This window comes from Saccharothrix sp. BKS2 (assembly GCF_047689505.1).
Taxonomy (GTDB): domain Bacteria; phylum Actinomycetota; class Actinomycetes; order Mycobacteriales; family Pseudonocardiaceae; genus Actinosynnema; species Actinosynnema lopnurensis.
The window spans coordinates 16049-39439 of record NZ_JAUQOL010000017.1 but is presented as its reverse complement, the minus strand read 5'-3'; the positions used below and the strand labels follow the sequence as shown (position 1 = coordinate 39439).

The window sequence follows — 23391 nt, the reverse complement described above, 5'->3', positions numbered from 1 at the left end:
AGGACGGCATGGATTTCGGGCTCGACGAGGAGCAGCGGGAGATCCGGGAGTGGGTGCGGACCTTCGTGCGCCGGGAGGTGGCGCCCCTGGAACCGGAGGTGCTGCGCCGGGAGCGCGCGGGACAGCCCGGCCTGACCCGGGACGAGCTGAAGGAGCTCCAGGACAGGGCCAAGGCCGCGGGCTTCTTCGGCCTGCTCACGCCCCAGGAGTACGGCGGCATGGAACTGGGCGCGGTGATGACCGCGCTGGTGGAGGCCGAGCTGGGGCGCACCTTCGTGCCGTTCCGGTTCGGGGGCTACGCGGACAACATCCTGTTCCACGGCAACGAGGAGCAGAAGCGGCGCTACCTGCTGCCCACGATCTCCGGCGAGCGGGTGTCGTGCTTCGCGATCACCGAGCCGGGCGCGGGCTCGGACGCCAAGGCCATCCGCACCTCCGCCCGCCGGGAGGGCGGTGACTGGGTGATCAACGGCGAGAAGACGTTCATCACGCAGGGCAACGAGGCCGACTTCGTGATGGTGTTCGCGGTGACCGACCGGGAGAAGGGCGCGAACGGCGGCGTCACCTGCTTCCTGGTCGACCGGGACATGGGGTGGAAGTCCGAGCCGATCCAGACCATGGGCCAGTGGGGTCCGGCGGCGCTGGTGTTCGACGAGGTGCGCGTGCCCGAGGAGAACGTGCTCGGCGAGGTCGGCAAGGGCTTCGACCTGGCCATGCAGTGGATCGGCCAGGGCCGCTACCTGCTGCCCGCGCGGGCGCTGGGCTCGTGCGAGCGGCTGGTGGAGATGGCGGTCGAGCAGGCCAACAACCGGGTGACGTTCGGCCAGCCCATCGCCTCCTACCAGGCGATCCAGTGGATGCTGGCCGACTCGGCGGTGGAGATCGAGGCGCTGCGGTGGCTCGTGCTGCACGCGGCGTGGCTGGTGGACCAGGGCGCCGACTCCCGGCACGCGCAGAGCATGGCCAAGCTCTACGGCGGCATCAAGGCCAACGAGATCGTCGACCGGGTGCTCCAGATCCACGGCGGCATGGGGTACACGCGGGAGCTGCCGGTCGAGCGCTGGTACCGCGAGCTGCGGCTGCTGCGGATCTACGAGGGCACGGACGAGATCCAGCGGCGCACGATCGCGCGCAACCTGCTCAAGGGGCACGCGAAGGTGACCGGCAGCCTGGGCTGAGCCGTGGTGCCCGGCGCGGGTGGTCTCCCCCCGCGCCGGGCACCGCGACGGCGGTCACGTGGACGACCCGCCGCCGGCGCCCGGGTCCGGGTCGGCGACCCCCGCACGGGTCCGGGTCGGGCGGGTCCGGGTGGACTGGTCCGAGGTGGACAGGTCCCGGTCGGACCGGTCCTGAGTGGACGGACCGGTAGTCGGTGGGTCCGGTGTGGTCGGTGTTCGTGTGGTTCTCACCAATCCGGACGAGGCCGGCCTCAACGGCCCACCTGTGCCCGCCGCGTGAACCGCCGGTGAACCCATCGGGACGCCGTCAGCCCAGGCTGGTGAGCATCTGCGCGCACACCCGCGCCAGGTGCCGGCGCATCGCGTCCGAGGCGGGCCCCGGCTCCCCCGCCGCCACGGCGGCCACCAGCGCGTCGTGGTCGTCGAGGGAGGCGTGCTGGTGCGGCGGGTCGTCGCGGAGCCCGCTGCGCAGCAGCACCACCCGCTGCTGCACCAACCGCACCTGCTCGGCGATCCGGGGGCTGCGGGCCGCGTCCAGCAGCGACTGGTGGAACGCCAGGTCCAGCCGGTAGGGGAAGCGCTCCCCCGCCGAGTAGGCCCGGCGCGACTCCTCGCACACCGCCCGCAGCCGCACCACGTCCGCCTCGGTCCGCCGCGACGCCGCGAGCCCGGCCGCCGCGCACTCCAGCGCCGTGCGCAGCTCGAACAGCGCCCGCACCTCGTCCGCGTCGGCGGTCGGCACGGACGCGCCCCGGTGGGGCACCAGCACCAGCAGTCCCTCCGACGCCAGGTGGCGGATCGCCTCGCGCAACGGCCCGCGCGAGATGCCCAGGCGCTGGGCCAGCTCGACCTCGTTGACCCGCGCCCCGGCCGGGATCTCGCCGGTCAGCACCAGCTCGCGGAGCACTTCCACGGCCTGGCCGGCCAGGCTCAGGTGCAGGGGTGGTGTCACGTACGTCTCCTAGCGCCGACGGACCACCCCCATGTTAACTGTCGACAGTTGGCAGCGGCGCTGTGGAGGGACGCATGGCACACGATCTGGTCGCCGAGGTCTGGCGGAACGGGTTCCTGGAGTCCGTGCACCACGGCTCGGTCATCGCGCTGGACCGGGACGGCCGCGAGGCGCTGGTCGTGGGCCAGCCCCACGACACCGCCTACCCGCGCTCGTCCAACAAGCCGGTCCAGGCGCTCGCCATGCTCCGCCACGGCCTCGACCTCGACGGCGAGCTGCTGGCCCTGGCGTGCGCGAGCCACTCGGGCGAGGACTTCCACGTGGCCGGCGTGCGCCGGGTGCTGCACGCGCACGGCCTCGACGAGGACGCGCTCCAGTGCACCCCCGGCCTGCCCATCGGCGAGGAGGCGCTGCGGGCCCACCTCGCCGCCGGGCGCGGCGCCGCCCCCCTCTACATGAACTGCTCGGGCAAGCACGCCGCCATGCTCGCCACCTGCGTGGTCAACGGCTGGTCCACGCGCGACTACCTCGACCCGGGCCACCCGCTCCAGCGCGCCGTCCGCGACACCCTGGCGGAACTGGCCGGCGAACCCATCGGCGCCGAGGGCGTGGACGGCTGCGGCGCGCCGCTGCTCGGCATCAGCCTCAAGGGCCTGGCCAGGGCGTTCAGCACGATCGCCAGCGCCGCCGAGGGCAGCCACGAGCACCGCGTCGCCCGGGCCATGAGCCGCCACCCGGAGTGGGTCGGCGGCACGGGCCGCGACGTCACCGAGCTCATGCGGGCCGTCCCGGGCTCGGTGGCCAAGGACGGCGCCGAGGGCGTGTACGCGGTGGGCCTGCCCACCGGGGAGGCCGTGGCCTGCAAGATCGCCGACGGCTCCAGCCGCGCGCGGGTCGTGGTCGTGGTGGCCGCGCTGCGCAGGCTGGCCGTGGACGCGCCGGACGGGCTGGCCACGTCCCCGGTGCTCGGCCACGGCCGCGTGGTCGGCGCGGTGCGGCCGTCACCCGTCCTCACCGGCTGACCCGGCACGGGTTGAAACGCCGGCTACCCTGGCTCCATGGCCAGTGCCCGAGCCGCCGACTTCCCCGACGACCGGCCGCGCGACCCGTCCGAGGACCGGTTGGACGACGAGCTGATCGGCCTGGACCCCGACGACCCGGAAACCAGGGCGTTCGCCGACCACCTGGGCCGGATGCAGCGCGTGCAGCCCAACTTCACCGTGGAGGGCTCCCTCGCGGGCGTCTCGGACTTCGCGGACTCCGCCAACCGGGCCGGTGGGCTCCGGCGGCTCATCGCCGTGGTCGTGGTGGGCCTGATGCTGCTCGGGGTGGGTGTGAGCGTCTGGTACTACCTCGGCGACCTGCTCGCCGTCCTGTTCGGCTGACATCGATTAATGTGGAGGTATGGAACCTGTCGTCGGCGCCACCCCGAAGGTGGTTCGCTCCGAACTGGAGTGGCGGGAGATCCTGTCCCCCAAGGAGTACGCGGTGCTGCGCGAGGCGGGCACCGAGCCCGCGTGGACCGGTGAGTACACCGACACCAAGGCCGAGGGCGTCTACGCCTGCCGCGGCTGCGGGACCGAGCTGTTCCGCAGCGAGACCAAGTTCGACTCGCACTGCGGCTGGCCGTCGTTCTACTCGCCGCAGGCCGGTGACGCGGTGATCCTGCGGGAGGACCGGGCCCACGGGATGGTCCGCACCGAGGTCCTGTGCGCCCACTGCCACAGCCACCTCGGGCACGTCTTCGAGGGCGAGGGCTACGCCACGCCGACCGACCAGCGCTACTGCATCAACTCGGTCAGTTTGCGTCTGGTCGAGCACCCCGCCGATCCAGCAGACTGATGGTCCTGCTCGGAACGGTGGCGGAACCCACACTGGGAGGAAACATGCTCATCTTCAAGGGCACGGACGGCGAGGGCTCCGGCGGCGTGGACGGCGCTTCGTCCTCCTGAGATCGACCGAGGCCCCGGGACCCGGACGCCCCGCGGCGTCCCCGGTCCCGGGGCCTTCTCGCGGGTCGGGTTGTCAACCCTAAGGCTTGCTCAAGCACTCTTGATGGCGTGTGGTCTTGAGCACACCATTACCTCCTGGCTGGTGGACCTCTGGTTCCACCAAGGCCCACAGGGGGTGGACCGTGGAGCGACCGTGGGGCTTGTCCGGCCCGGAGTTCCTGGAGTGGTACTGGATCGCGCTGGCGGTGTCGTCGGCGTTCGCGGTCCTCGTGCGGGTGTTCCTGAGGAGGACGCGGGGAGGCTTCTCCGCGCACGTGCCCGACCTGCTCGACATCGCCTACCTGACCGGCGGTCCGCGCCGGGTGGTGGAGGCGTCGGTGGCGCGGCTGATCGCGTCGGGCGCGCTGGTGCCGGCCCGGAGCGGGGCCGTGCGGATCACGGGTGCGCCGAAGGCCGGGCACCCGGTCGACCGGGCCGTGCTGGCGGACGTGGCGCACTACCGCAAGAGGACGCTGCACCTGCTGTTCGAGTCGGCGTCGGAGCTCGCGGCGGCGCGGGCGGTGGGGAACCGGCTGGTCCACGAGGGATTCCTGGTGGAGCCGGGTCGGGCCAGGTGGGCGGTGCGCCTGGGGGCGGTGCCCGCGGTGCTGGTCTTCGCGGTCGGCGTGGTGCGCTGGTCGACCGAGCTGGCCGCGGGCCTGGCGGTGTGGGGGTTGACGTTGTCGCTGCCGGTGGGCGGGTTGCTGGTGCTCCTGGTGGCGAGGGTCCGGGTGCCGATGCCCACCGCGCGCGGTGGTGTCGCGGTGTCGAGGGCTCGCGCGGGGGAGGTCGGCGGGGGGTGGGACTCGGCGGGGGAGGCCGAGGCGGTCGCCCTCAAGGGTTTCGACGCCCACCCGAACGTCGTGCTGCGCGCCGCGGCCCGCACGCACCCGTTCGCCGCGGCCCGGGTGTCGGTGGGCTCGCGCCCGGGGCGGTCGCGGTCGTCGGCGTCCGGTTCGGCGGTGCTGGGCACCGGCGGCGGTTGCGGCGGGGGCGGCAGCAGTTGCGGCGGTGGTAGCAGCTGCGGCGGCGGTGGGGGCGGCTGCGGTGGGGGCGGCGGCGGCTGCTGAGCGGGCAGGCGGTCGTGGGCTTCCCGTGGTGGTACGGCGCGGCGTTGGCCGTCGCGGTGGTGGTCGCGCTGGTGGTCGGGCTGCGGCTCAAGCGGGTCACCGGTGCCGCGCCCGGCCGGGTGCTCGGGTTCGAGGAGGTCGGGTACCTCGGGGGCGGGCCGGTGCGGGCGGTCGAGGTGGCCGTGGCGGGGTTGGTCGCCGACAACCGGGCGCGGGTCTCGGGCTCGGTGGTGACCGCGGTCCCGGCCGTGGCCGGCGACGGGAGCGGTCCGACGACGGCGTTGCAGGCGGCGGTGCTCGCCCGGCTGCCGCGGGACCTGGACGACCTGGTGGTCGGTGCGGCCACCAGCGGCCCGGCGCGGCGGATCGGCGCGCGCCTGGTCGCGGAGGGCCTGCTGGTGGCGCCCCGTCGCCGCCTGGTCCGGGCGGTGTCGGCCGTGCTGCCGCTCGGGCTGGTGGCGGTGGCGGCGGTGCTCGCCGGTCCCGGCGGTTGGCCGACGGTGACCGCGCTGTCCGTCACCGGGGTGCTGGCGGTCGTGCTGCTGTTGGGCCCGCCACCCGTGCTGACCAGGCACGGAGCGCGGGCGTTCGCCCAGGCCACGGTAGGTCTGGCCCCGGTCGACCCGGCCGAGGTGACGGCCCGTTACGGCCTGCCGCGAACCACCGCCCCGTCCGTGCCGCACAGGGGGTCGGCACGGACGGGGACGGTGGGTCACGACGTGGTGTTCGACGGGGAACGGGCGGAACCGATCACCCGTCCGGACGCGTCTGACGCACCGCGTCCGCGGCGCGGACGTGCGTCGGCGGTGGAACCGCGGCGCTGGAGCCGCCGCAACGGGTGGTTGGTCGCGGGTGGGTGGTTCGCGGGCGGCTGGTTGGCCGGCGAGTACCTGACGGGTGATGGGTGGGAGGGCGACGACGGTGGTGGATTCGTGGATCCCGGCTCCGGCGGGTTCGACGGGGGTGGGGGGTTCGGCGCCTGAGCCGGGGCTGGAGGAGCAGGCGCTCCTGATGGCCGGCCCGGGGCGCGCGGCGGAGGTCGCGCTGGTGTCGCTGGTCGAGGCGGGCGCGGTGCGGATCTCGCGCGACGGCAAGGTCAGCGCGGTGCACGTGCCCGGTCGGGCGTGGAGCCCGTTGCAGGCGCGGGTGCTGCGGACGCTGCCGCAGTCGATGGTCGCGACCGTCGCCGCGGTGGCGGCCGGCGAGGAGGTCCAGGCCATGCGCCGGGACCTGGTGGCCCGCGGCTACCTGACCTCGCCGGGGCAGCGGGTCGCGGTGCGGTGGCTGCGGCGGTCGCTGCTGCTGGCGGCGGCCGTGCTGCTGGTGCTCAACTTCTCGCTGGACGTGCCGTTCGTCGTGGCCGCGGCGGGGCTGGTGGGCGCGCTGGTCACCTCGCTCGTGATCGGCCGGGCCGGGCGGCCGCTGACGGGGGCGGGGCTGGAGGTGGCACGCGGGCTGCGGCTGGCGGCGGCGGGAGCGGCGGACCGGCTGGTGGGGTCACCCGCCGCGCGACCGAAGTCGGCTCCGGACTGGATGGCGTCCCCAGGGTGGACCGCGGCGGACCGGCTGGTGCTGGTGGCCTGCCACGGGCTGCTGGGTCGGATCGGGTCGCGGTACGTGTGGCAGGTGCTGCGCATCGAGCCGAGGGTGGCCGCGACGCTGCGCCAGCGACGGCGGGGTCAGGGCGGTGACGGCGGGGCTTCCTCGTGCGGTGGTGGGTGCGGCAGTGGCAGCGGCTGTAGTGGTGGGGGCGACAGCGGGTCGAGCAGTGGTGGGTCGTCCTGCGGCGGCGGTGGGGGCTGCGGTGGCGGTGGTGGGGGCGACTGATCCGGCCGGGCCGGGCCGGCTGACCGGCCGGCGGGGTGGGTCGGCGGAACGGGCGGTCGTGGTGGGGTGATCGATCGCGTGCGGGTCGGGTCAGGTCGAGGCCGCGTGCGGGGCGGGTCGGGTTGGGTGGTGCGGTGGTTGGCGGGGGTTCCTTCATATTTAACCGAGTGGCTTGACCCCCGTTTCCGTACATCGATCACTCGATCGTGTATCAAGAAATACATAACAGCAGGTCAGGGAGGCAACCGTGCAGAGGCTGGGTGTGGGCATCGGGTGGCGGCCCGAGATCGACCTGACCGTTGAGCGCCTCCCCGGCGTGGATTTCGTCGAGGTGGTCGCCGAGAACCTCCACGTCGGCCACCTCCCCGAGTCCGTCCTGCTCCTGCGCGAGCGCGGCCTCCCCGTCCTCCCCCACGCGGTCTCGCTCTCGCTGGGCGGGGCCGACCCCGTGGACGCCGACCGGGTCGCCCACCTCGCCTCCCTCGCCGAGGCCCTGGACGCCCCGCTGGTCAGCGACCACGTCTGCTTCGTGCGCGCGGGCGGCTTGGACTCCGGCCACCTCATGCCCCTCCCCCGCACCCGCGACGCCCTCGACGTCCTGGTCGCGAACGTCACCGCGGTCCAGCGCGACCTGCCCGTCCCGCTCGCCCTGGAGAACGTGGCCGCCCTCCTGGAGTGGCCCGACGGGGAGCTGACCGAGGGCCAGTTCCTCGCCGACCTGGTCGAGCGGACCGGGTGCCACCTCCTGATCGACGTGGCGAACCTCTACGCCAACGCCCGCAACCTGGGCACCGACGTGGACCGCTTCCTCGACGAGATCCCGCTGGAGCGCCTCGCCTACGTCCACGTCGCGGGAGGTGCGGAGCACGCCGGGCTCTACCACGACACCCACGCCCACGCGGTCCCGCCGGAGGTCCTGGACGTGCTCGCCCGCCTCCGTGCCCGCGTCGACCCGCCGGGTGTGCTGCTGGAGCGCGACGACGACTACCCGTCCGACGCGGAGCTGGCCGGCGAGCTCGCCGCGATCCGGGCGGTGCTGGGGTGACCCAGCCCCAGCGCGACCGGCTGGCCGCCGCCCAGGCCGAGTTGCTCCGAGCCCTGCTGGCGGGTGGTTCCGCCCCGCCGGGGTTCGCCGCCGACCGCGTCGAGGTCGAGCGGCGGGCGCTGCTGAACAAGCGCCGCGGCATCGTGGCCTCGTTGCGGCCCGAGGTGGCCGCGGAGCTGGGGAACCGGTTCCGGCCGCTGTTCGACGAGTACGCGGGGCAGCACCCCAGGCAGGTGGGCACCCGGTTCCGGGAGGACGCCGCCGCGTTCGCCGAGTGGGCCGCCGCACGGGGTGAGCTGTCGCCCCCTCCGAGGAAGCGGTGGTGGCGGATCAGGAGCCGGGCCACCTGAAGCCAGGCCACCTGAGCAAAACCGCGCAACCTCGGCGAGGCCGCGTTCCGTCCTGCGGGTGTGTCCAAGCGAAGCTCGGGACGTAAGGCGGGCCAGGTGCCGGGGCGCACGGGAAACCGCCTGCCGAAGCCGGTCGCGGTGACGGCACTGGCGCTGGCCCTGACCTCGGGGTGCGGCGGGGAAGCCGCCCACGGCTGCACGTTGATCGGCACGGCGGTGGGCATCGCGATCGACGTCCGCCACCCCGGCGTGGGGGACGTGGCCGTCGAGGTCTGCCGGAACGGCTCGTGCGCTACCCCGGTCGTGGTGCTGCACCCGTCCGACCGGGTCGGCGCGACGACGTGCTCCGGCACCGCCCCGGACGACACGTGCGGCGCGCGGTTGGAGCCCACCGGTGAGCGGAGCGGTTTCGCGCAGGTGCCCGACCTGCCCGCCGAGCCGGTGCGCGTCCGCCTGTCGCTGACGGACCGATCCGGTTCTCCGCTGCCGGCGCGCGAGATCGTGGTGACGCCCGAAATGGCCTACCCCAACGGTCCGAACTGCCCAGCGGGTGGGCCGCAGGCACGTATCTCCCTTGGGCCCGACGGCTCAGTCACCGAGCGGTAGGTAACCGGTTGCCGCGCTGAACCAGCCGGCCCTTCCGGCATCTGGCGAACGCTCGCGTCGGGGACGGGCGTGCGCAAGGTGTGGCTGGACGGCGTGCGCCGGCCGACCCCGGACCGCTCCACCGCGCAGGTCGGCGCGCCGACCGCGTGGCGGGCCTGCCTGACCGGCAAGGGCGTCACGGTGGCCGTGCTGGACACGGGCGTCGACGCCGACCACCCGGACCTGGCCGGTCACGTGGTGGGGGCGGCGGCGCTGCCGGCGCAGCGGAACCCGGCGTGGACCGGCGCGCAGCTCAAGGCGGCCCTGATCGCCTCGGCGCGCGACAACCCGGAGCTGACCCCGTTCGACCAGGGCGCGGGTCGGGTGGACGTGGCCCACGACGACGAAGCCCCGAGCACCAGGACCGTGACCTACCGCAACAGCGGCACGTCCGCGGTCGCGCTGGACCTGGCCTCGGGCCGGAGCCGGCGGACCGGGAGTTCGGCTACGGCGGCAACCCGATGACCCCGGAGGGCGTCGGCGGCTGGACGTGGACCGCGGCGCCGGTGTCGGGCGGGGTGGCGCAGGTCGCCAACCCGGACGCGGCCGGGTACGGGTCGGTGCGGGTGAAGGCGACCGACAGCGCCGGGAACACCCCGAAGCACACCGCGGTCCGCGCCTACCGGATCGGCCGGCGGGGAGGGGCGTGCCGGGAGGGTGGGGGTCCTCCCGACTCGCCGCCCACCACGCAACGCGACCACCGGTGGTGCTTTCGGGTGACCGAACACCCCTCCAAGAGACGCTGACCTCACCCTGACGGGTGGATAGCGTCGAGGGCCGTTGGGGGGCTCCGCCACTTCCGGTCCACCGCCACCGCGGGTCTGCGGCGCCTCCCGATCGCGCGATCACCAGCGCACCACCGGATTCGGGAGACACCTGTGTTCAGACCACGAAAGCGCGGTAAAGCCCCCTGCGCGGCCGTCCTGGCGGCCGTGCTCGCCGCCGGCGCCGCCACCGCCACGACCGCGACCGGCGCCGGGGCCGCTCCCGGCGCGCAACCGTCGGGGGCGCCGCCGCAGCAGCACACCGTCACCCTGGTCACCGGCGACCGGGTCGTGGTGACCGGCGAGGCGGTCGGCGCGTTCCGGCCGGGCCCCGGCCGCGGCTCGGTCGGCTTCCACTCGCTGCACCGCGACGGCCGGTTGCACGTCGTCCCGGACGACGTCGCGAAGGACCTCGCCCGGGGCAGGCTCGACCCGCGGCTGTTCGACGTCACCGGCCTGGTCGAGGCCGGCTACGACGACTCCCGGCGCGACACCGTGCCGCTGATCGTCACCGGCGACGCCGCCGGTCCCCTCGCCGCGACCGCCGCCGGCTCCCCCGCCGCCCTGGCGCTGCCCGCCGCCGACGCGGTGGCCGTGCAGGTGGCCAAGACCGGCGCGGTGTTCCGGGACCTGCTCGACGACCCGGGCGTGCGCAAGATCTGGCTGGACGGCGTGCTGCGCCCCACCCTGGACCGCTCCACCGCCCAGATCGGCGCGCCCACCGCGTGGCGGGCCGGCCTGACCGGCGAGGGCGTGAAGGTCGCCGTGCTCGACGGCGGCGTGGACGGCGACCACCCCGACCTCCGGGGCCGGGAGGTCGCCCAGCGGAACTTCACCGACCACCCGGACAGCGCCGACCTCGACGGCCACGGCACGCACGTCGCGGCCACCATCGCCAGTCGTGACCGCCGGTACCGGGGCGTGGCCCCCGACGCGCGCATCCTGGACGGCAAGGTCTGCGTCGACAACGGCTGCCCCGAGTCCTGGGTGCTGGCCGGGATGCAGTGGGCCGTCGAGCAGGGCGCGGACATCGTGAACCTCAGCCTCGGCGGCTACGACTCGCCCGGCGTGGACCCGCTGGAGGAGGCGGTCAACCGCCTGAGCGAGGAGACCGGGACGCTGTTCGTCGTCGCGGCGGGCAACTCCGGCCGACGCGGCTCGATCAACTCGCCGGGCAGCGCGGACGCCGCCCTCACCGTCGGCGCGGTCCGGCACGACGACGACCTGGCCCACTTCTCCAGCCGCGGCCCCCGCAACGGCGACGGCGCGGTCAAGCCCGACCTCACCGCGCCCGGCCTGAACATCGTCGCCGCCCGCGCCGCCGGGGCCACCACCGGCACCCCGGTCGGCCGGCGGCACCTGTCCCTGTCCGGCACCTCGATGGCCACCCCGCACGTCGCGGGCGCGGCCGCGCTGCTGGCCCAGCAGCACCCCGACTGGACCGGCGCGCAGCTCAAGTCCGTGCTGATGTCCTCCGCCAAGCCCCACCCGGACCTGACCGTGTTCGACCAGGGCACCGGCCGGGTCGACCTGACCCGTGCCATCTCCGCCACCGTCGGCGCCGCGCCGGTCGGCGTCACCTTCCCCGAGCAGCAGTGGCCGCACCACGACGACGCCCCCGCCACCAGGACCGTCACCTACCGCAACAGCGGTGACCGGCCGGTCACCCTCGACCTCTCGGTCGACCTGCGCGGCCCCGACGGCCGGCCCGCGCCCGAGGGCCTGCTGACCGTCAGCCCGACCACGCTCACCGTGCCCGCCGGCGGCGAGGCCACCACGACCGTCACCGCGGACACCCGCGTGGGCGCGGTGGACGGCGTGTTCTCCGGCGTCGTGGTCGGCGGGCCCACCCGCACCCCGGTGAGCCTGGCCCGGGAGGTCGAAAGCTACGACGTGTCGATCTCGCACGTCGACGCCGAGGGCAACCCCGCGGTGGACCACACGACCGCGATCGTCGGCATGGACAACGACGTCTACGAGACCCTGTACGACTTCGACGGCACGCCCACCGTGCGCGTGCCCAAGGGCGAGTACCTGGCGCGTTCGGTCGTGCGCACCGGGGACCGGGTCGCGGTGCTCGGCCGGCCGGTGCTGACCGTCGACGGCGGGCACACCTCGTTCGGCTTCGACGCGGGCGTGGCGCGGCCGATCCACGTCGCGCCGCCCGCGCCGGGGGCGGTGGCGGCGATCAGCGACATCAACCTCTCCCGGGTGTACCGGGGCCGGCGCGTCACCCTCAACACCGCGTTCCTGTCCGGCTTCGACGGCATGTCGCTGGGCCACGTCGGCCAGACGCTGCCCCCGGAGGAGCTGACCGTCTCGGTCGGCGCGCAGTTCGGCACCCCGCCGGTCGACGGCACGCCGGTGCACTACCGGTTCCGCTGGGTCGAGCAGGGCGCGGTGCCCACCGGCTACACCCGCACGCCCACCGAGGACGAGCTGGTCGAGGTGCGCACCGACTTCGCCCCCGCCCCCGCCGACCGGCTGCACCTGCACAGCGGCAGCGCCGGCCCCCTGGACGGCTCGGGCGGCTGGTCGGCGCTGCTGCCCGTGCCCGCGGGCGGCGAGGTGGTCGACCGCGTCACGCCGGACGGGCTGACGTGGGGCTGGTCCTACCTGAGGCAGGCCCCCGACTACCGGACCGAGGCCGACTACTCCGGGCCGAACCGCGCCTACCGGGCGGGCGGCGACTACGCGGAGCGGTTCCTGCACCCGGTGCTCGGCCCCGGACTGTCCGCGTTCTCGGCCACCTACCTGGGCCTGCACGAGGACCGCATCACCTCGCAGGTGCCGCTGTTCAACGACCGCGACGGCAACCTGGGCCGCGCCAACGGCACCTCGGCGCGCACCGCCCTGTACCGGGACGGGCGGCTGGTCGGGCTGGCCAAGGCCCCGGTGGCCGAGTTCAGCGTGCCGGCGGGCGAGGCCCGCTACCGGGTGGAGCACGAGATCACCCGGGACCCCGCGGCGTTCGAGCTGAGCACGCGGGTCGACGGCGCGTGGACGTTCCGCACGGACGTCCTGCCCGACGGCCAGGGCCGCAGGCTGCCGCTGTCGGTGGTCAGGTTCACCCCGGAGCTGGACGACACCGGCGGCGCGCCCGCCGGGCGCGTGCTGCGGGTGCCGCTGACCGTGGAGCAGCAGGACGGCGCGGACAACGGCGAGGTGCGCCGGGTCCGGGTCGAGGTGTCCTTCGACGAGGGCGGGAGCTGGTCGACGGTGCCCGTGGTGGGCGACGCCGCCCTGGTCCGGCACCCGCACCGGGCCGGCTACGCCTCGCTGCGCGCCAGTGGCTCCGACAGCGACGGCAACACCTTCGAGCACACCGTGATCCGCGCCTACCGGATCGGCTGACCGGCACGGGGGCGCTCGCCGCGCGGTGGGCGCCCCCACCCCGGGAACGGCGTGCCGGTCACCGCCTCCCCGCGCGGACCACCGTGCCCGGCGGCGCGGCGGCACGCCGGTCTGCCAGCTCGAGGTCGGCAGGCTCGGGGTCTGCCAGCTCGAGGTCGGCAGGCTCGAGGTCGGCAGGCCCGGCGGCACCTCCGGGCACACCGCGGTCCGCGCCCGCCGGATCAGCCGGCGGGAGGCGTCACCACGCGTCCCGGCGGCAGGTCACCACACGTCCCGGGGGATCACCACGTGTCCCGGCGGAAGATCGAACCGGTGCCCTCGTCCGGGTCCTCCTCCGCCGGCCGCCGCGCGGGCCGCGCCTGCGGGGCCGGGGGCTGCGGGGCGGGCGGCTGCTGCACCGGGGGTTGGGCGGCCGGGTAGGGGGCCTGCTGCGGCGAGGCCGACTGGAGGAACTGGCCCTGCTGTTGCGGCTGCTGCGGCGGCGGGAACCCCGGCGGCGGGGCCTGCACCGGCGGCGTGGCGGAGACGCCCAGCTGCGCCGGGTCGATCGAGCTGTCCTCCAGCAGCGGCGCGGCCAGGCCCTGGACCTGCTGGGCCGCCGCCGACGACGCCTGGAAGACCAGGTTCAGCAGGGTCGAGGCGAGCTGGCGGCCGCCGGCGCGCAGCGCCCGGTCGTCGATGCGCAGGTCGACGAGCTGGCCGTTGGCGGTCACGGTCGCGGTCAGCGTCCCGTCGGGCGACTGCCGGGTGACCCGCAGGTCGGCCAGCTGCCCCCGCAGGTCGTCGGCCTGCTGCTGCTTCTGCGCGGCGAGCCGGGTCAGCCGGTCCAGCTTCTGCTCCAGGTCTTCCCGCATCGCACCCTCGCTCCGTGGTCGGTGTCGGGTGGCAGGCTAGTGCACCGAACGGTGGATGATTTCCGGATCCGGTGGAACCGGCGCGGGCCTCCCGCCGTCGGAGCAACCGCAGCCGAAAGGGGGCGTGATGACGGCGAAGTTCGACGTCAGGCTTGAGGGCATCCTCGATTTCGCGGGCACGTCGGACCAGCGCGGGGACCGGTTCGACCAGGTCGTGGCCGCGCTGGAGGCGGCCCGGGTGGGGCGCGAGTCGTTCGGGAAGATGCCGTCCAGCGGCGAGATCTACGCGACCTACGAGGAGCGGGTGAACTCCACGCTGGCCGACCTCAGGGAGTGCGCCGAGGCGATGCGCGACATCGCCGAGTCGGTGCGCGACACCCACCAGGAGTACGTCAACCACGACACCGGCCTGGGCGCGCTCATGGACCAGGTCGCGCAGGGCCTGTCCGGCATCACCGTCCCGAAGGTGGGTTGATGAGCCCCAGCACGACCGTCGAGGTCAACAACAAGATCGAGACCTTCCTCAACGGCTGCCCCGGCCCCGTCCAGGGCATCATCCGGCCGCTGCTCACGCCGTTCCTGGAGGCGATCGACTGGGTCGCAGGCGACCCGGACGACCTGATCCGCGCCGCGGACGCGTGGGAGAAGGCCGCCACCGACATCCGCGCGATCGTGTCCGACGAGGCGAGCGCCCGGCAGGCCGTCACCGGTGTGTGGCAGGGCCCGGCGGCGGACAGCTTCAACGCCAAGCTCACCGAGATCGAGGAGCAGGTCGACCAGCTCGCCCAGAACGTGCAGGACACGTCCGGGATGCTGGTGGAGGCCGCCAAGGGCTGCGTCGACGCGGCCAACCTGATCATCGACCTGGTGATCGACCTGATCATGATGCTGGTGACCGACCTGCTGGTCAGCCTCTCGCTGTCGGTGATCAGCTTCGGCGCCTCGCTGGCCGCCGGCGCCGCCGCGGCCGCCGCGAAGGCCGCCGCCACGCTGGGCAAGGTCATGAAGATCGTGAAGAAGCTGGCCGACCTGCTGATGAAGCTGTCGAACCTGCTGCGCAAGCTCGCCGACGCCGCCAAGGCGTACAAGGAGGGCCTGAAGGCGATCAAGGCCCTGAAGAAGGCCGCGGGCACCTTCAGCAAGGAGGGCATCGCCCTCGGCGTGATGAAGTCGATCTACACCGCGCCGGTGCGCATCCCGCTCGGCCAGGCGATCGGCGAGCCCGTGCCCGGCGGCCCCGCGGGCGGCCTGCTCAACATGGGCAAGGAAGTCTACAACTACGCCACGGACGACAACTGATGCCGTTGGTCGACGACCTGGAGGTGTGGGGCGAGGACGCGCGGGCGGCGCTGCCGCCCGGCGAGGCCCTGCTCGCCCTCGCCTCGGTCGGCGTGGCCTACGGGGCGCGCGGCGGGGCCGAGCCGGACTTCTGGACCACCCCGGTGGGCCGGGCGACCGACCGGCTGGCCCGCGCGGTGCCCACCGAGGGCTGGGTCGGCAAGGCCGTGTCCGGCATCGGCGGCGTCGCGTTCGCCGCGCCGTCGCTGGACCTGCCCGCCGACTTCCCGGAGCGCTGGATCGGCGGGCGCACCTGCTTCGGGCCGGCCGGGTCCCTGGCCAGGCAGGTGGAGGCCGCCGCCACCGGGCACAGCTTCCTGGCCGTGACCGCGCGGCGGGTGGTGGTGCTGGTCAAGGACGACGAGCGGCTGCGGGAGGTGTGGAGCGCGCCGCGCGGGGACGTGGTGGCCGCCGAGCGCCGCCCCCGGCTGCTCGCGCGGGGGCGGTTCGGCCTGGTCTTCCGGGACGGCTCGTGGCTGGTGCTCGGCACGTTCGGCGCGCACGTCGGCAGCGCCCACGCCCGGAGGGTCGTCGCCGCGCTCGGCGGGGCCACGTAGCCGGCCGCGCTCGGCGGGGCAGTGTGACCCGGTCGCGCCCGGACAGCGTGACCGGTCACCCCCCGGGCCGCGTGATCCGGCCGCGCTCGGCACCGCGGCCCAGCGGCCCAGCCCGCCTACGGCAGGTTCGTGACCAGCTCGGCGGCCGGCACCCGGGTGCCCGTGTAGAACGGGATCTCCTCGCGCACGTGGCGGCGCGCCTCGGTGCCGCGCAGGTGCCGCATCAGGTCCACGATCCGGTGCAGCTCGTCGGCCTCGAACGCGAGGATCCACTCGTAGTCGCCCAGCGCGAACGACGCGACCGTGTTCGCCCGCACGTCCGGGTAGTCCCGCGCCTCCTTGCCGTGGTCCGCGAGCATCTTGCGGCGGTCCTCGTCGGGCAGCAGGTACCACTCGTAGGACCGCACGAACGGGTACACGCAGATGTACTTGCGCGCCTCCTCACCGGCCAGGAACGCCGGGATGTGGCTGCGGTTGAACTCCGCGGGCCGGTGCAGCGCGACCTGGCTCCACACCGGCGTCGAGGCGCGGCCCACCGCGGTGCGGCGGAACCCGGTGTAGGCGTGCTGGACCTGCTCGACCTCCTCGGCGTGCCACCAGATCATGAAGTCGGCGTCCGCGCGCAGGCCCGCCACGTCGTACACCCCGCGCACCACCACGCCCTTGGCGGCCAGGCCGTCCAGGTACTCCTGGGCCTCCGCGGCGGCCGGGCCGCGGTCGTCGGGCAGCCGGCCGGGCTCGACCCGGAAGACGGACCACATGGTGTAGCGGATGGTGTCGTTGAGCTCGTTGTAGTTCAGGCGGGCCATGGCCCCATCCTCCCACTCGGGGTGTTCACCGGATCCGGCCCAGCACGTGAGAGGCGACACGGGCCGCCGCGGCGTCGCCGGTGGCGATGCAGGCGGGGATGCCGACGCCGTGCAGCGTCGCGCCCGCCACGGCCAGGCCGGGCACCGCGGCCACCGCGTCCTCGATGTCGCGCACCAGGTCCAGGTGGCCCACCCCGTACTGGGGCAGGCCGCCGCCCCACCGGGTGACGACCACGTCGACCGGCCGCGCCTCCACGCCGGTCAGCCGCGCCAGGTCGTGCCGGACCGCCGCGACCAGCTCGTCGTCGTCGCGCTGGAGCAGGTGGGCCTCGCCGTGCCGGCCGACGCTGCCGCGCACCAGCACCGGCTCGCCCGACAGGTGGTCCCACTTGCGGCCGGAGAAGGTGAACGCCTTGGCGGTGAACGGGACGCCGTCCGCGTCGCGCTCGCCCTCGGCCAGCAGCACGCCGGAGCGCTCGGGCAGCCCGGTGCCGGGCGGCAGGGCCAGCGCCACCACCGCCATGGACGCCAGCTCGACCTCGCCGTAGCGGCGGGACGCGGCGGGCGCGACGTCGGCGAGCAGCCGGCGCGCGGCGGGCGCGGGCACGGCCAGCACCACGCCGTCGACGTCCAGGTGCTCCGGGGCGGCGGCCGAACCGATCTCCAGCCGCCAGCCGTGCCCGGCGCGGGCCAGGGCGCGCACCGGCAGGCCCAGCCGCAGCCGCGCGCCGGACACCTCGGCCAGCCGGTCGACCAGCGTCGACAGGCCGTCGCGCAGCGTGCCGAAGACCGGCGGCCGGGGGACCCCCGACCGGGGCGGCGCGGGCATCGCGGTGGCGGCGGCCGCCAGCAGCGAGCCGACGCCCGAGTCCAGCGCGGAGGCCAGCTGCGGCATGGTGGCGCGCAGGCCCAGGTGCTCGGTGCGGCCCGCGTACACGCCGCCCAGCAGCGGCCCGACCAGGCGTTCGCCCACCTCGGGGCCGAAGCGCTCGGTCAGCAGCGCGCCCACCGCGACGTCACCGCCGTCGAGCCGGATCGGCGGCAGGGTCGGCTCGGCCGCGACGCGCCGCACGCCCTCCGGCGACAGCACGTGCCGCACGGCCTCCACCGACGCGGGGACACCCATCAGGGTGTGGGCGGGCACGGACCGGGTGGCGCCGCCCGCGTGGATGCTCGCCGCCGCGCGGCCCGGGTGCACCAGCCGGTCGCCCAGGCCCAGCTCGGCCACCAGCTCGGCGGCCTCGGGGCGGCGGTGCAGGAACGCCTCCGCGCCCACGTCGTAGGCGCGACCGCCGACCTCGGCGGTGCGCAGCTTGCCGCCCAGCCGGTGGGCCTGCTCGACCACGGTGATCTCCGCGGCGGGACCGAGCAGGTGGCGCAGGCGGTGCGCCGCGGCCAGGCCCGAGACCCCGCCGCCGACCACCGCGACGCGCAACGCCCTCACCTCGTCCGGTGCACCAGCTCGACGGCCCGGGTGATCACGTCCGGGTCGGTGTCGGGCAGCACGCCGTGGCCGAGGTTGAAGATGTGGCCGGCCGCGGCCTCGCCCTCGCGCTTGATCCGCTCAACCTCGCGCTCCAGCGCGGGCAGGCCCGCGAACAGCAGCGCCGGGTCGAGGTTGCCCTGGACCACCGGCTTGGGCAGGTGCGGCGCGGCGGCCTCCAGCCGCCTGACCGCCACGTCCAGCGGGGTGCGCCAGTCGACGCCGACGACGTCCGCGCCGGCCTCGCGCATCGCGGGCAGCAGCTCGGAGGTGCCGACGCCGAAGTGGATGCGCGGCACGCCGGTGATCCCGCCCAGCACCCGGGTGGAGTGCGGGAGGACGAACTCGCGGTAGTCGCGCTCGGACAGCGCGCCCGCCCACGAGTCGAACAGCTGCACCACCTTGACGCCCGCCGCGACCTGCACCCGCAGGAACTCGGCGGTGATGCCGGCGAGCTTGTCCAGCAGCGCGTGCCACAGCCGCGGGTCGCCGTGCATGAGCGCCTTGGTGCGCTCGTGGTGCTTGCTGGGCCCGCCCTCGACCAGGTAGGAGGCGAGGGTGAACGGGGCGCCCGCGAAGCCGATCAGCGGCACGTCGCCCAGCTCGGCGTTGAGCAGCCGGATGGCCTCGACCACCGGCCGCACCTGCTCCTCGTGCAGCTCGGGCAGCCGGTCGACGTCGGCGCGGGTGGCCACCGGCTCGGCGACCACGGGGCCGGTGCCCGGCACGATGTCGAGGTCGACGCCGGCGGCCTTGAGCGGCACGACGATGTCGGAGAACAGGATCGCGCCGTCCACGTCGTGCCTGCGCACGGGCTGGAGGGTGATCTCGCAGACCAGCTCCGGGTCCAGGCAGGCGTCCAGCATCGCGGTGCCCTCGCGCAGCTTGCGGTACTCGGGCAGCGAGCGGCCCGCCTGGCGCATGAACCAGACCGGCGTCCGGGACGGCCGGCCGCCGCGCGCGGCCACGAGCAACGGGGCTTCGGTGATGTCGTTCATCTCGCCCGACATCGTCCCACGGGTTGGTCGGCGGGCCGGCCGGGGTCCGGCGTGCCGCGCCCGCGCGGCGCCGCGCGGGGCCTACAGTCCGTGGTGTGACGGAGCCCGAACTGTTCCGGCGTGCGGTGGCGACGCTCAGGTCGGTGCGGACCCGGCCGGAGCTGGAGCTGACCGAGGTGCGCCCGCCGCAGCGGCTGGCGCCCTGGGCCTTCGCGCTCACCGCGGAGGTGACCGGGCCCGGCGACGAGCTGTCCACCGGGCGGCTGGTGCTGCTGCACGACCCGGAGGGCGTCGAGGCGTGGTCGGGGGTGTTCCGGCTGGTCGCCTACGTGCGGGTGGAGCTGGACGCCGAGCTGGCCGCCGACCCGCTGCTGCCGGAGGTCGGCTGGTCGTGGCTGGCCGAGGCGCTGGAGGTGGCGGGCGCGGGGTTCCTGGCGCTGGGCGGCACGGTGACCCAGACGTCCTCGGCCCGGTTCGGCGACATCGCGGGCCCGGCGCGCACCGACGACCTGGAGCTGCGGGCGTCGTGGACGGCCCGCACGGAGGACCTGTCGGCGCACGGCACGGCGTTCTACGACCTGATGGCCACCGCCGTCGGCCTCCCGCCGATCGGCGTGACCTCGCTGCGGTAGCCCGGCCGCCTCACTCGTTGTCGCGCAGCACCCGCAGGGCGTTGCGGCCGGCGAGCCGGGCGCAGTCGTCCTCGCTCCACCCCCGGTCGAGCAGCGCCGCGAACAGGTAGGGGTAGCCGGAGACGTCCGCCAGGCCCTCGGGCTGGGTGGGCACGCCGTCGTAGTCGCCGCCGAGCCCGATGTGGTCGACGCCCGCCACCTCGCGGGCGTGCTCCAGGTGCGCCACCACGTCGTCGATCGTCACGCGGGGCGTGGGCTCGGGCCACCCCGCGGCGAACCGGTTGCGGGCGACCAGGTCGTTGTGGCGCTCCCCGGCCGCGTCCATCGCCTCCTTGAGGCGGGCGTCCCAGGCCGCGTAGGCGGGGGAGACGAACTGCGGGACGAAGGTGATCATGCAGACGCCGCCGTTGGCCGCCAGCCGCGCCAGGACGTCGTCGGGGACGTTGCGGGGGTGGTCGGCCACGGCCCGGCAGGACGAGTGGCTGAACACGACCGGCCGCGAGGTGGTGTCCAGCGCGTCGCGCATGGTGGTCGCGGCGACGTGGGACAGGTCGACCAGCATCCCGAGGCGGTTCATCTCCCGCACCACCTCGCGCCCGAAGGCGGTCAGGCCGCCGTGGACGGGCTCGTCGGTGGCCGAGTCGGCCCACGGGGTGTTCTCGTTGTGGGTGAGGGTCAGGTAGCGCACGCCGAGCCTGCGCAACGCCCGCAGCACGCCCAGCGAGCCGTTGATGGAGTGCCCGCCCTCCGCGCCGATCAGCGAGGCCGTCCGCCCGTCCGCGAACGCCCGTTCGGCCTCGTCGGCGGTCGTGGCCAGGCGGAGGTGGTCGGGGTAGCGGGCGACGAGCTCGTGGACCAGTTCCACCTGCTCCAGCACGGCGGTGACCGCTGCGTCGCCCGCCGGTCGGCAGGGGACCCAGACGGACCAGAACTGCATCCCCAACCGGCCCTCGCGGGCCCGGACCAGGTCGGTCTGCAACGCCGGCTGGCGCGTCGTCAGGTCGACGACCGAGGCGTTCGTGGTCGGATCACCGGGCGTTGACTTTTCACTCAACGGCCCCGCGGCGGCGAGCTCGCGCAGCGCCCACGGGAGGTCGTTGTGGCCGTCGACGAGGGGCACCCGGGCCAGCAGTTCCTCGGCCCGGCCCCGACCCGCGCTGCTCGGCACGCCCAACTCCTTGATGTCGTCGTGAGAACGGTTCGCGTTACGCGACCGTTCGAGTTGTCCACCGATCGTGTGACAACGAGAGCCATCAGTGACAACTCATTCGGGATAGATACCCGATTGATCGTCCCGTAGACCCGCTTGGGCGGCTACGCTGCCCCAGACGACACCACTTTCGGTCGATCAGTGGCGCGGCTGATTGGACGAAAGTCCCGGTGCCGGTCGGGGGGCACGACCGACTCCAGGGAGGTAGTGACGTGGCTGCCGTCGGCTTAGGTCAGGCCGTTCGTACCACGCCAGCCGGCTCGTTGCCGGCGAACATGGTCCCGCACCCGCGGGAGGAGCTTTTTTCGGTGTTGGTGGTCGACGACCACCCGCTGCTGAGGGAGGCGATAAGCGCCCGGCTCACCCAGATGGGAGCCGGGACAGTGCATGAGGCGGCTTCGGTCGCGGAGGCTCGGGCGCGGGCACTCGCAACCGGACCGTGTGATCTCGCGATCCTCGATCTGGGTCTGCCGGACGGCACCGGCATCGACCTGGTCACGGAACTCCGTGCCCAGGGCTGGCCCCGCATCGTGGTCCTCGCGTCCTCCGACGACCCCTACGCGGTCAGGTCGGCCTTCCAGGCGGGCGCCCAGGCGTACCTGCTGAAGTCCGCCTCGCCGATGGTGGTCACCGACGGGGTGCGCAGGGTCCTCGACGGCGGCGTCTACGCAGACCCGAGCGTCGCGCCCGTGCTCGCCGCGGGCACGAGGGTGCCGGGCACCGACAACACGCCGCGGGAACTCTCCGCGCGTGAGGTCGAGGTCCTCCAGCTGGTCGCCGATGGCCAGAGCAACAAGGAGATCGGCGAAGCGCTCAGCCTTTCCGCGCTGACGGTGAAGTCCCACCTGTCGCGGATCGGGCGCAAGCTGGGCACCGGGGATCGGGCTCAGATGGTCGCGCTGGCCATGCGTGCCGGCGTGATCCGCTGAGGCGGGTTACCGCACTGAACCGGCCGAACACACCCGCGAGTGGTGCGTTCGTCGTAGGGTCTTCCGCCGTGGACGTACCCTCCGACGAGCCAACCGAACCAACCGGGGCTGATCCGGTGCCGCTGGTGGAACCCGCTGACGGGGTACCACCGGTCGTCGCCGACGCTCCGTCGCTCCGGCGTGCCGCTGAGGCGCTCGCCGGAGCGACGGGTCCGGTCGCGGTGGACACCGAGCGAGCCTCGGGCTACCGCTACTCGCAACGGGCCTACCTGGTGCAGTTGCGCCGGGCAGGCGCCGGGACCGTGCTGGTCGACCCGATCGCCCTGGGCGGTCGGCTCGACCCGCTGGTCGAGGCGCTGGACGGGACGGAGTGGGTGTTGCACGCGGCGTCCCAGGACCTGCCGTGCCTCGCCGAACTCGGGTTGCGTCCGAGCGCGTTGTTCGACACCGAGCTGGCGGGCAGGCTGGCCGGTTTCGAGCGGGTGGCGCTGGGCACGCTCGTCGAGCGGCTGTTGGGCTTTCGGTTGGAGAAGGGGCACGGTGCGGCCGACTGGTCGCGCCGGCCCCTGCCCGCCGACTGGCTCAACTACGCCGCACTCGACGTCGAACTGCTGGTCGAGCTGCGGGACGTGCTCGAACAGGAGCTCAAGCGGCAGGGGAAGCTCGGGTGGGCGCTCGAGGAGTTCGAGGCCGCCCGCACGGCTCCCCTGCCGCGCCCGCGCGCGGAGCCGTGGCGCCGCACGTCGGGCATCCACCGGATCCGCAGCCCGAGGCAGCTGGCCGCGGTGCGCTCCCTCTGGGAGGCCCGTGACGCCCTCGCCCGGGAACGCGACATCGCGCCGGGCCGGGTGCTGCCGGACTCGGCGCTGGTCGAGGCCGCCTCCCGCAACCCCGCGGACGAGCCGGCCCTCCTCGCCCTGCCCGTCTTCCGGGGCCGGGCGCAACGACGCATGGCCGGGGTGTGGATGGGGGCGCTCCAGCGCGCCGCGGCCCTGCCCCGGACCGAACTCCCCGAGGCGTCCCAGCAGCACGACGGCCCTCCCCCGCCCAACCGGTGGGCGGACAAGGACCCGGCCGCCGCGGCCCGCCTGGCCGCCGCCCGCGCGGCGCTGACCGCCATCGCGGAGGCCAACACCCTGCCCGTGGAGAACCTGCTGCTCCCGGACCTGGTGCGGCGCACCTGCTGGCAACCGCCGGCCGACGCCACGCCCGCCGGCGTGGCCGAGACCCTGCGCGAGGCCGGCGCCCGCACCTGGCAGGTCGACCTGACCGCCACGGCCCTCTCGGAAGCCCTGAACACCCCGACACCCCCCGAACGCTGAACTCGGGTGTCCTGAACGTACGACTCACCGGTCACGAACGTACGACTCGCCGAAGCTTCCCCCAAAGCCCGGCGAGTCGTACG

25 protein-coding genes are annotated in these 23391 nt (G+C 74.7%); 18 read left to right on the top strand and 7 right to left on the bottom strand.

The window, feature by feature from the left end; translation table 11 throughout:
- Window positions 1–8 precede the first annotated feature (8 nt).
- Window positions 9–1178 (top strand): acyl-CoA dehydrogenase family protein, encoded by a 1170-nt coding sequence (locus Q5530_RS31065; RefSeq protein ID WP_415366381.1) that lies wholly within the window; start codon window positions 9–11, stop codon window positions 1176–1178.
- A gap of 307 nt (window positions 1179–1485) precedes the next feature.
- On the opposite strand, the gene Q5530_RS31060 is transcribed toward Q5530_RS31065, so the two are convergent.
- Window positions 1486–2130: a GntR family transcriptional regulator gene (locus Q5530_RS31060; RefSeq protein ID WP_415366380.1), complete on the bottom strand. Its 645-nt coding sequence runs from the start codon at window positions 2128–2130 to the stop codon at window positions 1486–1488.
- 74 nt (window positions 2131–2204) lie between these two features.
- Between Q5530_RS31060 and Q5530_RS31055 the strand changes: the two genes are divergently transcribed.
- The 10 genes from Q5530_RS31055 (at window position 2205) to Q5530_RS31010 (ending at window position 9523) form a co-directional block, all read left to right on the top strand.
- A complete protein-coding gene (locus tag Q5530_RS31055; RefSeq protein WP_415366379.1) occupies window positions 2205–3152 on the top strand; it encodes an asparaginase in 948 nt (315 codons plus the stop codon).
- A gap of 36 nt (window positions 3153–3188) precedes the next feature.
- Window positions 3189–3515: a hypothetical protein gene (locus tag Q5530_RS31050; protein ID WP_380642688.1), complete on the top strand. Its 327-nt coding sequence runs from the start codon at window positions 3189–3191 to the stop codon at window positions 3513–3515.
- Between the two features lie 19 nt (window positions 3516–3534).
- Window positions 3535–3972 carry a peptide-methionine (R)-S-oxide reductase MsrB gene (gene msrB, locus Q5530_RS31045; RefSeq protein WP_380642690.1) on the top strand — a complete coding sequence of 146 codons (438 nt, stop codon included), beginning with the start codon at window positions 3535–3537 and terminating at the stop codon, window positions 3970–3972.
- A gap of 292 nt (window positions 3973–4264) precedes the next feature.
- Window positions 4265–5191, top strand: a complete 927-nt coding sequence (locus Q5530_RS31040) for a TIGR04222 domain-containing membrane protein (protein WP_415366378.1) — start codon at window positions 4265–4267, stop codon at window positions 5189–5191.
- Window positions 5192–5205: 14 nt separating this feature from the next.
- The gene (locus tag Q5530_RS31035; protein ID WP_415366377.1) at window positions 5206–6174 is read left to right on the top strand and encodes a TIGR04222 domain-containing membrane protein; all 969 of its coding nucleotides are present in this window, start codon (window positions 5206–5208) and stop codon (window positions 6172–6174) included.
- Window positions 6092–7018, top strand: a complete 927-nt coding sequence (locus tag Q5530_RS31030; RefSeq protein WP_415366376.1) for a TIGR04222 domain-containing membrane protein — start codon at window positions 6092–6094, stop codon at window positions 7016–7018. Before Q5530_RS31035 ends, Q5530_RS31030 begins: the two co-directional genes overlap by 83 nt.
- Before the next feature lie 247 nt (window positions 7019–7265).
- Window positions 7266–8063 (top strand): DUF692 domain-containing protein, encoded by a 798-nt coding sequence (locus Q5530_RS31025; RefSeq protein WP_380642698.1) that lies wholly within the window; start codon window positions 7266–7268, stop codon window positions 8061–8063.
- Window positions 8060–8413, top strand: a complete 354-nt coding sequence (locus Q5530_RS31020; RefSeq protein WP_415366375.1) for a hypothetical protein — start codon at window positions 8060–8062, stop codon at window positions 8411–8413. Before Q5530_RS31025 ends, Q5530_RS31020 begins: the two co-directional genes overlap by 4 nt.
- 138 nt (window positions 8414–8551) lie before the next feature.
- Entirely contained in the window at window positions 8552–9019 is a 468-nt protein-coding gene (locus Q5530_RS31015; RefSeq protein WP_415366374.1) for a hypothetical protein, read from the top strand.
- Window positions 9020–9088: 69 nt separating this feature from the next.
- A complete protein-coding gene (locus Q5530_RS31010) occupies window positions 9089–9523 on the top strand; it encodes a S8 family serine peptidase (RefSeq protein ID WP_415366373.1) in 435 nt (144 codons plus the stop codon).
- Here the strand turns inward: Q5530_RS31010 and Q5530_RS31005 are convergent.
- A complete protein-coding gene (locus Q5530_RS31005) occupies window positions 9504–9653 on the bottom strand; it encodes a hypothetical protein (RefSeq protein WP_415366372.1) in 150 nt (49 codons plus the stop codon). The genes Q5530_RS31010 and Q5530_RS31005 overlap by 20 nt on opposite strands.
- Before the next feature lie 283 nt (window positions 9654–9936).
- Between Q5530_RS31005 and Q5530_RS31000 the strand changes: the two genes are divergently transcribed.
- Window positions 9937–13176, top strand: a complete 3240-nt coding sequence (locus tag Q5530_RS31000; RefSeq protein ID WP_415366371.1) for a S8 family serine peptidase — start codon at window positions 9937–9939, stop codon at window positions 13174–13176.
- A 281-nt stretch (window positions 13177–13457) separates the two neighbouring features.
- Here the strand turns inward: Q5530_RS31000 and Q5530_RS30995 are convergent, their stop codons facing one another.
- Entirely contained in the window at window positions 13458–14030 is a 573-nt protein-coding gene (locus tag Q5530_RS30995) for a YbaB/EbfC family nucleoid-associated protein (RefSeq protein WP_415366370.1), read from the bottom strand.
- A gap of 127 nt (window positions 14031–14157) precedes the next feature.
- On the opposite strand from Q5530_RS30995, the gene Q5530_RS30990 reads away from it, so the two are divergent.
- Genes Q5530_RS30990 through Q5530_RS30980 form a run of 3 tightly spaced genes read left to right on the top strand, consistent with a single transcriptional unit; the run spans window position 14158 to window position 15925 of the window.
- The gene (locus Q5530_RS30990) at window positions 14158–14505 is read left to right on the top strand and encodes a hypothetical protein (RefSeq protein WP_380642708.1); all 348 of its coding nucleotides are present in this window, start codon (window positions 14158–14160) and stop codon (window positions 14503–14505) included.
- Window positions 14505–15329 carry a WXG100 family type VII secretion target gene (locus Q5530_RS30985; protein WP_415366369.1) on the top strand — a complete coding sequence of 275 codons (825 nt, stop codon included), beginning with the start codon at window positions 14505–14507 and terminating at the stop codon, window positions 15327–15329. The genes Q5530_RS30990 and Q5530_RS30985 overlap by 1 nt, the downstream gene beginning before the upstream one ends.
- A complete protein-coding gene (locus tag Q5530_RS30980) occupies window positions 15329–15925 on the top strand; it encodes a hypothetical protein (RefSeq protein WP_415366368.1) in 597 nt (198 codons plus the stop codon). The genes Q5530_RS30985 and Q5530_RS30980 overlap by 1 nt, the downstream gene beginning before the upstream one ends.
- A gap of 116 nt (window positions 15926–16041) precedes the next feature.
- Here the strand turns inward: Q5530_RS30980 and hemQ are convergent, their stop codons facing one another.
- The 3 genes from hemQ to hemE are packed head-to-tail and all read right to left on the bottom strand — an operon-like array spanning window position 16042 to window position 19227.
- Complete coding sequence (gene hemQ, locus Q5530_RS30975) at window positions 16042–16734, bottom strand: hydrogen peroxide-dependent heme synthase (RefSeq protein ID WP_380642714.1); 693 nt, start codon at window positions 16732–16734, stop codon at window positions 16042–16044.
- A 25-nt stretch (window positions 16735–16759) separates the two neighbouring features.
- Window positions 16760–18178, bottom strand: a complete 1419-nt coding sequence (gene hemG, locus Q5530_RS30970) for a protoporphyrinogen oxidase (protein ID WP_415366367.1) — start codon at window positions 18176–18178, stop codon at window positions 16760–16762.
- Window positions 18175–19227, bottom strand: a complete 1053-nt coding sequence (gene hemE, locus Q5530_RS30965) for a uroporphyrinogen decarboxylase (RefSeq protein WP_415366366.1) — start codon at window positions 19225–19227, stop codon at window positions 18175–18177. Before hemE ends, hemG begins: the two co-directional genes overlap by 4 nt.
- Window positions 19228–19310: 83 nt before the next feature.
- Here hemE and Q5530_RS30960 point away from each other — a divergent pair, with 83 nt between their 5' ends.
- Window positions 19311–19847, top strand: a complete 537-nt coding sequence (locus tag Q5530_RS30960) for a DUF3000 domain-containing protein (RefSeq protein ID WP_380642720.1) — start codon at window positions 19311–19313, stop codon at window positions 19845–19847.
- 10 nt (window positions 19848–19857) lie between these two features.
- Here the strand turns inward: Q5530_RS30960 and Q5530_RS30955 are convergent, their stop codons facing one another.
- Complete coding sequence (locus Q5530_RS30955) at window positions 19858–21015, bottom strand: dipeptidase (RefSeq protein WP_415366365.1); 1158 nt, start codon at window positions 21013–21015, stop codon at window positions 19858–19860.
- Between the two features lie 317 nt (window positions 21016–21332).
- Between Q5530_RS30955 and Q5530_RS30950 the strand changes: the two genes are divergently transcribed.
- Both Q5530_RS30950 and Q5530_RS30945 read left to right on the top strand, forming a co-directional pair.
- Window positions 21333–21986, top strand: a complete 654-nt coding sequence (locus Q5530_RS30950) for a response regulator (RefSeq protein ID WP_181320591.1) — start codon at window positions 21333–21335, stop codon at window positions 21984–21986.
- A gap of 68 nt (window positions 21987–22054) precedes the next feature.
- On the top strand, window positions 22055–23308 hold the full coding sequence (locus Q5530_RS30945; RefSeq protein ID WP_380642724.1) for an HRDC domain-containing protein: 1254 nt from the start codon (window positions 22055–22057) through the stop codon (window positions 23306–23308).
- The last annotated feature ends 83 nt before the right edge of the window (window positions 23309–23391 follow it).

Coding starts and splice junctions, on each gene's coding strand:
- Q5530_RS31065 (WP_415366381.1), top strand. CDS start 9: ATGGATTTCGGGCTCGACGAGGAGCAGCGGGAGATCCGGGAGTGGGTG.
- Q5530_RS31055 (WP_415366379.1), top strand. CDS start 2,205: ATGGCACACGATCTGGTCGCCGAGGTCTGGCGGAACGGGTTCCTGGAG.
- Q5530_RS31050 (WP_380642688.1), top strand. CDS start 3,189: ATGGCCAGTGCCCGAGCCGCCGACTTCCCCGACGACCGGCCGCGCGAC.
- msrB (WP_380642690.1), top strand. CDS start 3,535: ATGGAACCTGTCGTCGGCGCCACCCCGAAGGTGGTTCGCTCCGAACTG.
- Q5530_RS31030 (WP_415366376.1), top strand. CDS start 6,092: ATGGGTGGGAGGGCGACGACGGTGGTGGATTCGTGGATCCCGGCTCCG.
- Q5530_RS30995 (WP_415366370.1), bottom strand. CDS start 14,030: ATGCGGGAAGACCTGGAGCAGAAGCTGGACCGGCTGACCCGGCTCGCC.
- Q5530_RS30990 (WP_380642708.1), top strand. CDS start 14,158: ATGACGGCGAAGTTCGACGTCAGGCTTGAGGGCATCCTCGATTTCGCG.
- Q5530_RS30985 (WP_415366369.1), top strand. CDS start 14,505: ATGAGCCCCAGCACGACCGTCGAGGTCAACAACAAGATCGAGACCTTC.
- Q5530_RS30980 (WP_415366368.1), top strand. CDS start 15,329: ATGCCGTTGGTCGACGACCTGGAGGTGTGGGGCGAGGACGCGCGGGCG.
- hemQ (WP_380642714.1), bottom strand. CDS start 16,734: ATGGCCCGCCTGAACTACAACGAGCTCAACGACACCATCCGCTACACC.
- hemE (WP_415366366.1), bottom strand. CDS start 19,227: ATGTCGGGCGAGATGAACGACATCACCGAAGCCCCGTTGCTCGTGGCC.
- Q5530_RS30950 (WP_181320591.1), top strand. CDS start 21,333: ATGGTCCCGCACCCGCGGGAGGAGCTTTTTTCGGTGTTGGTGGTCGAC.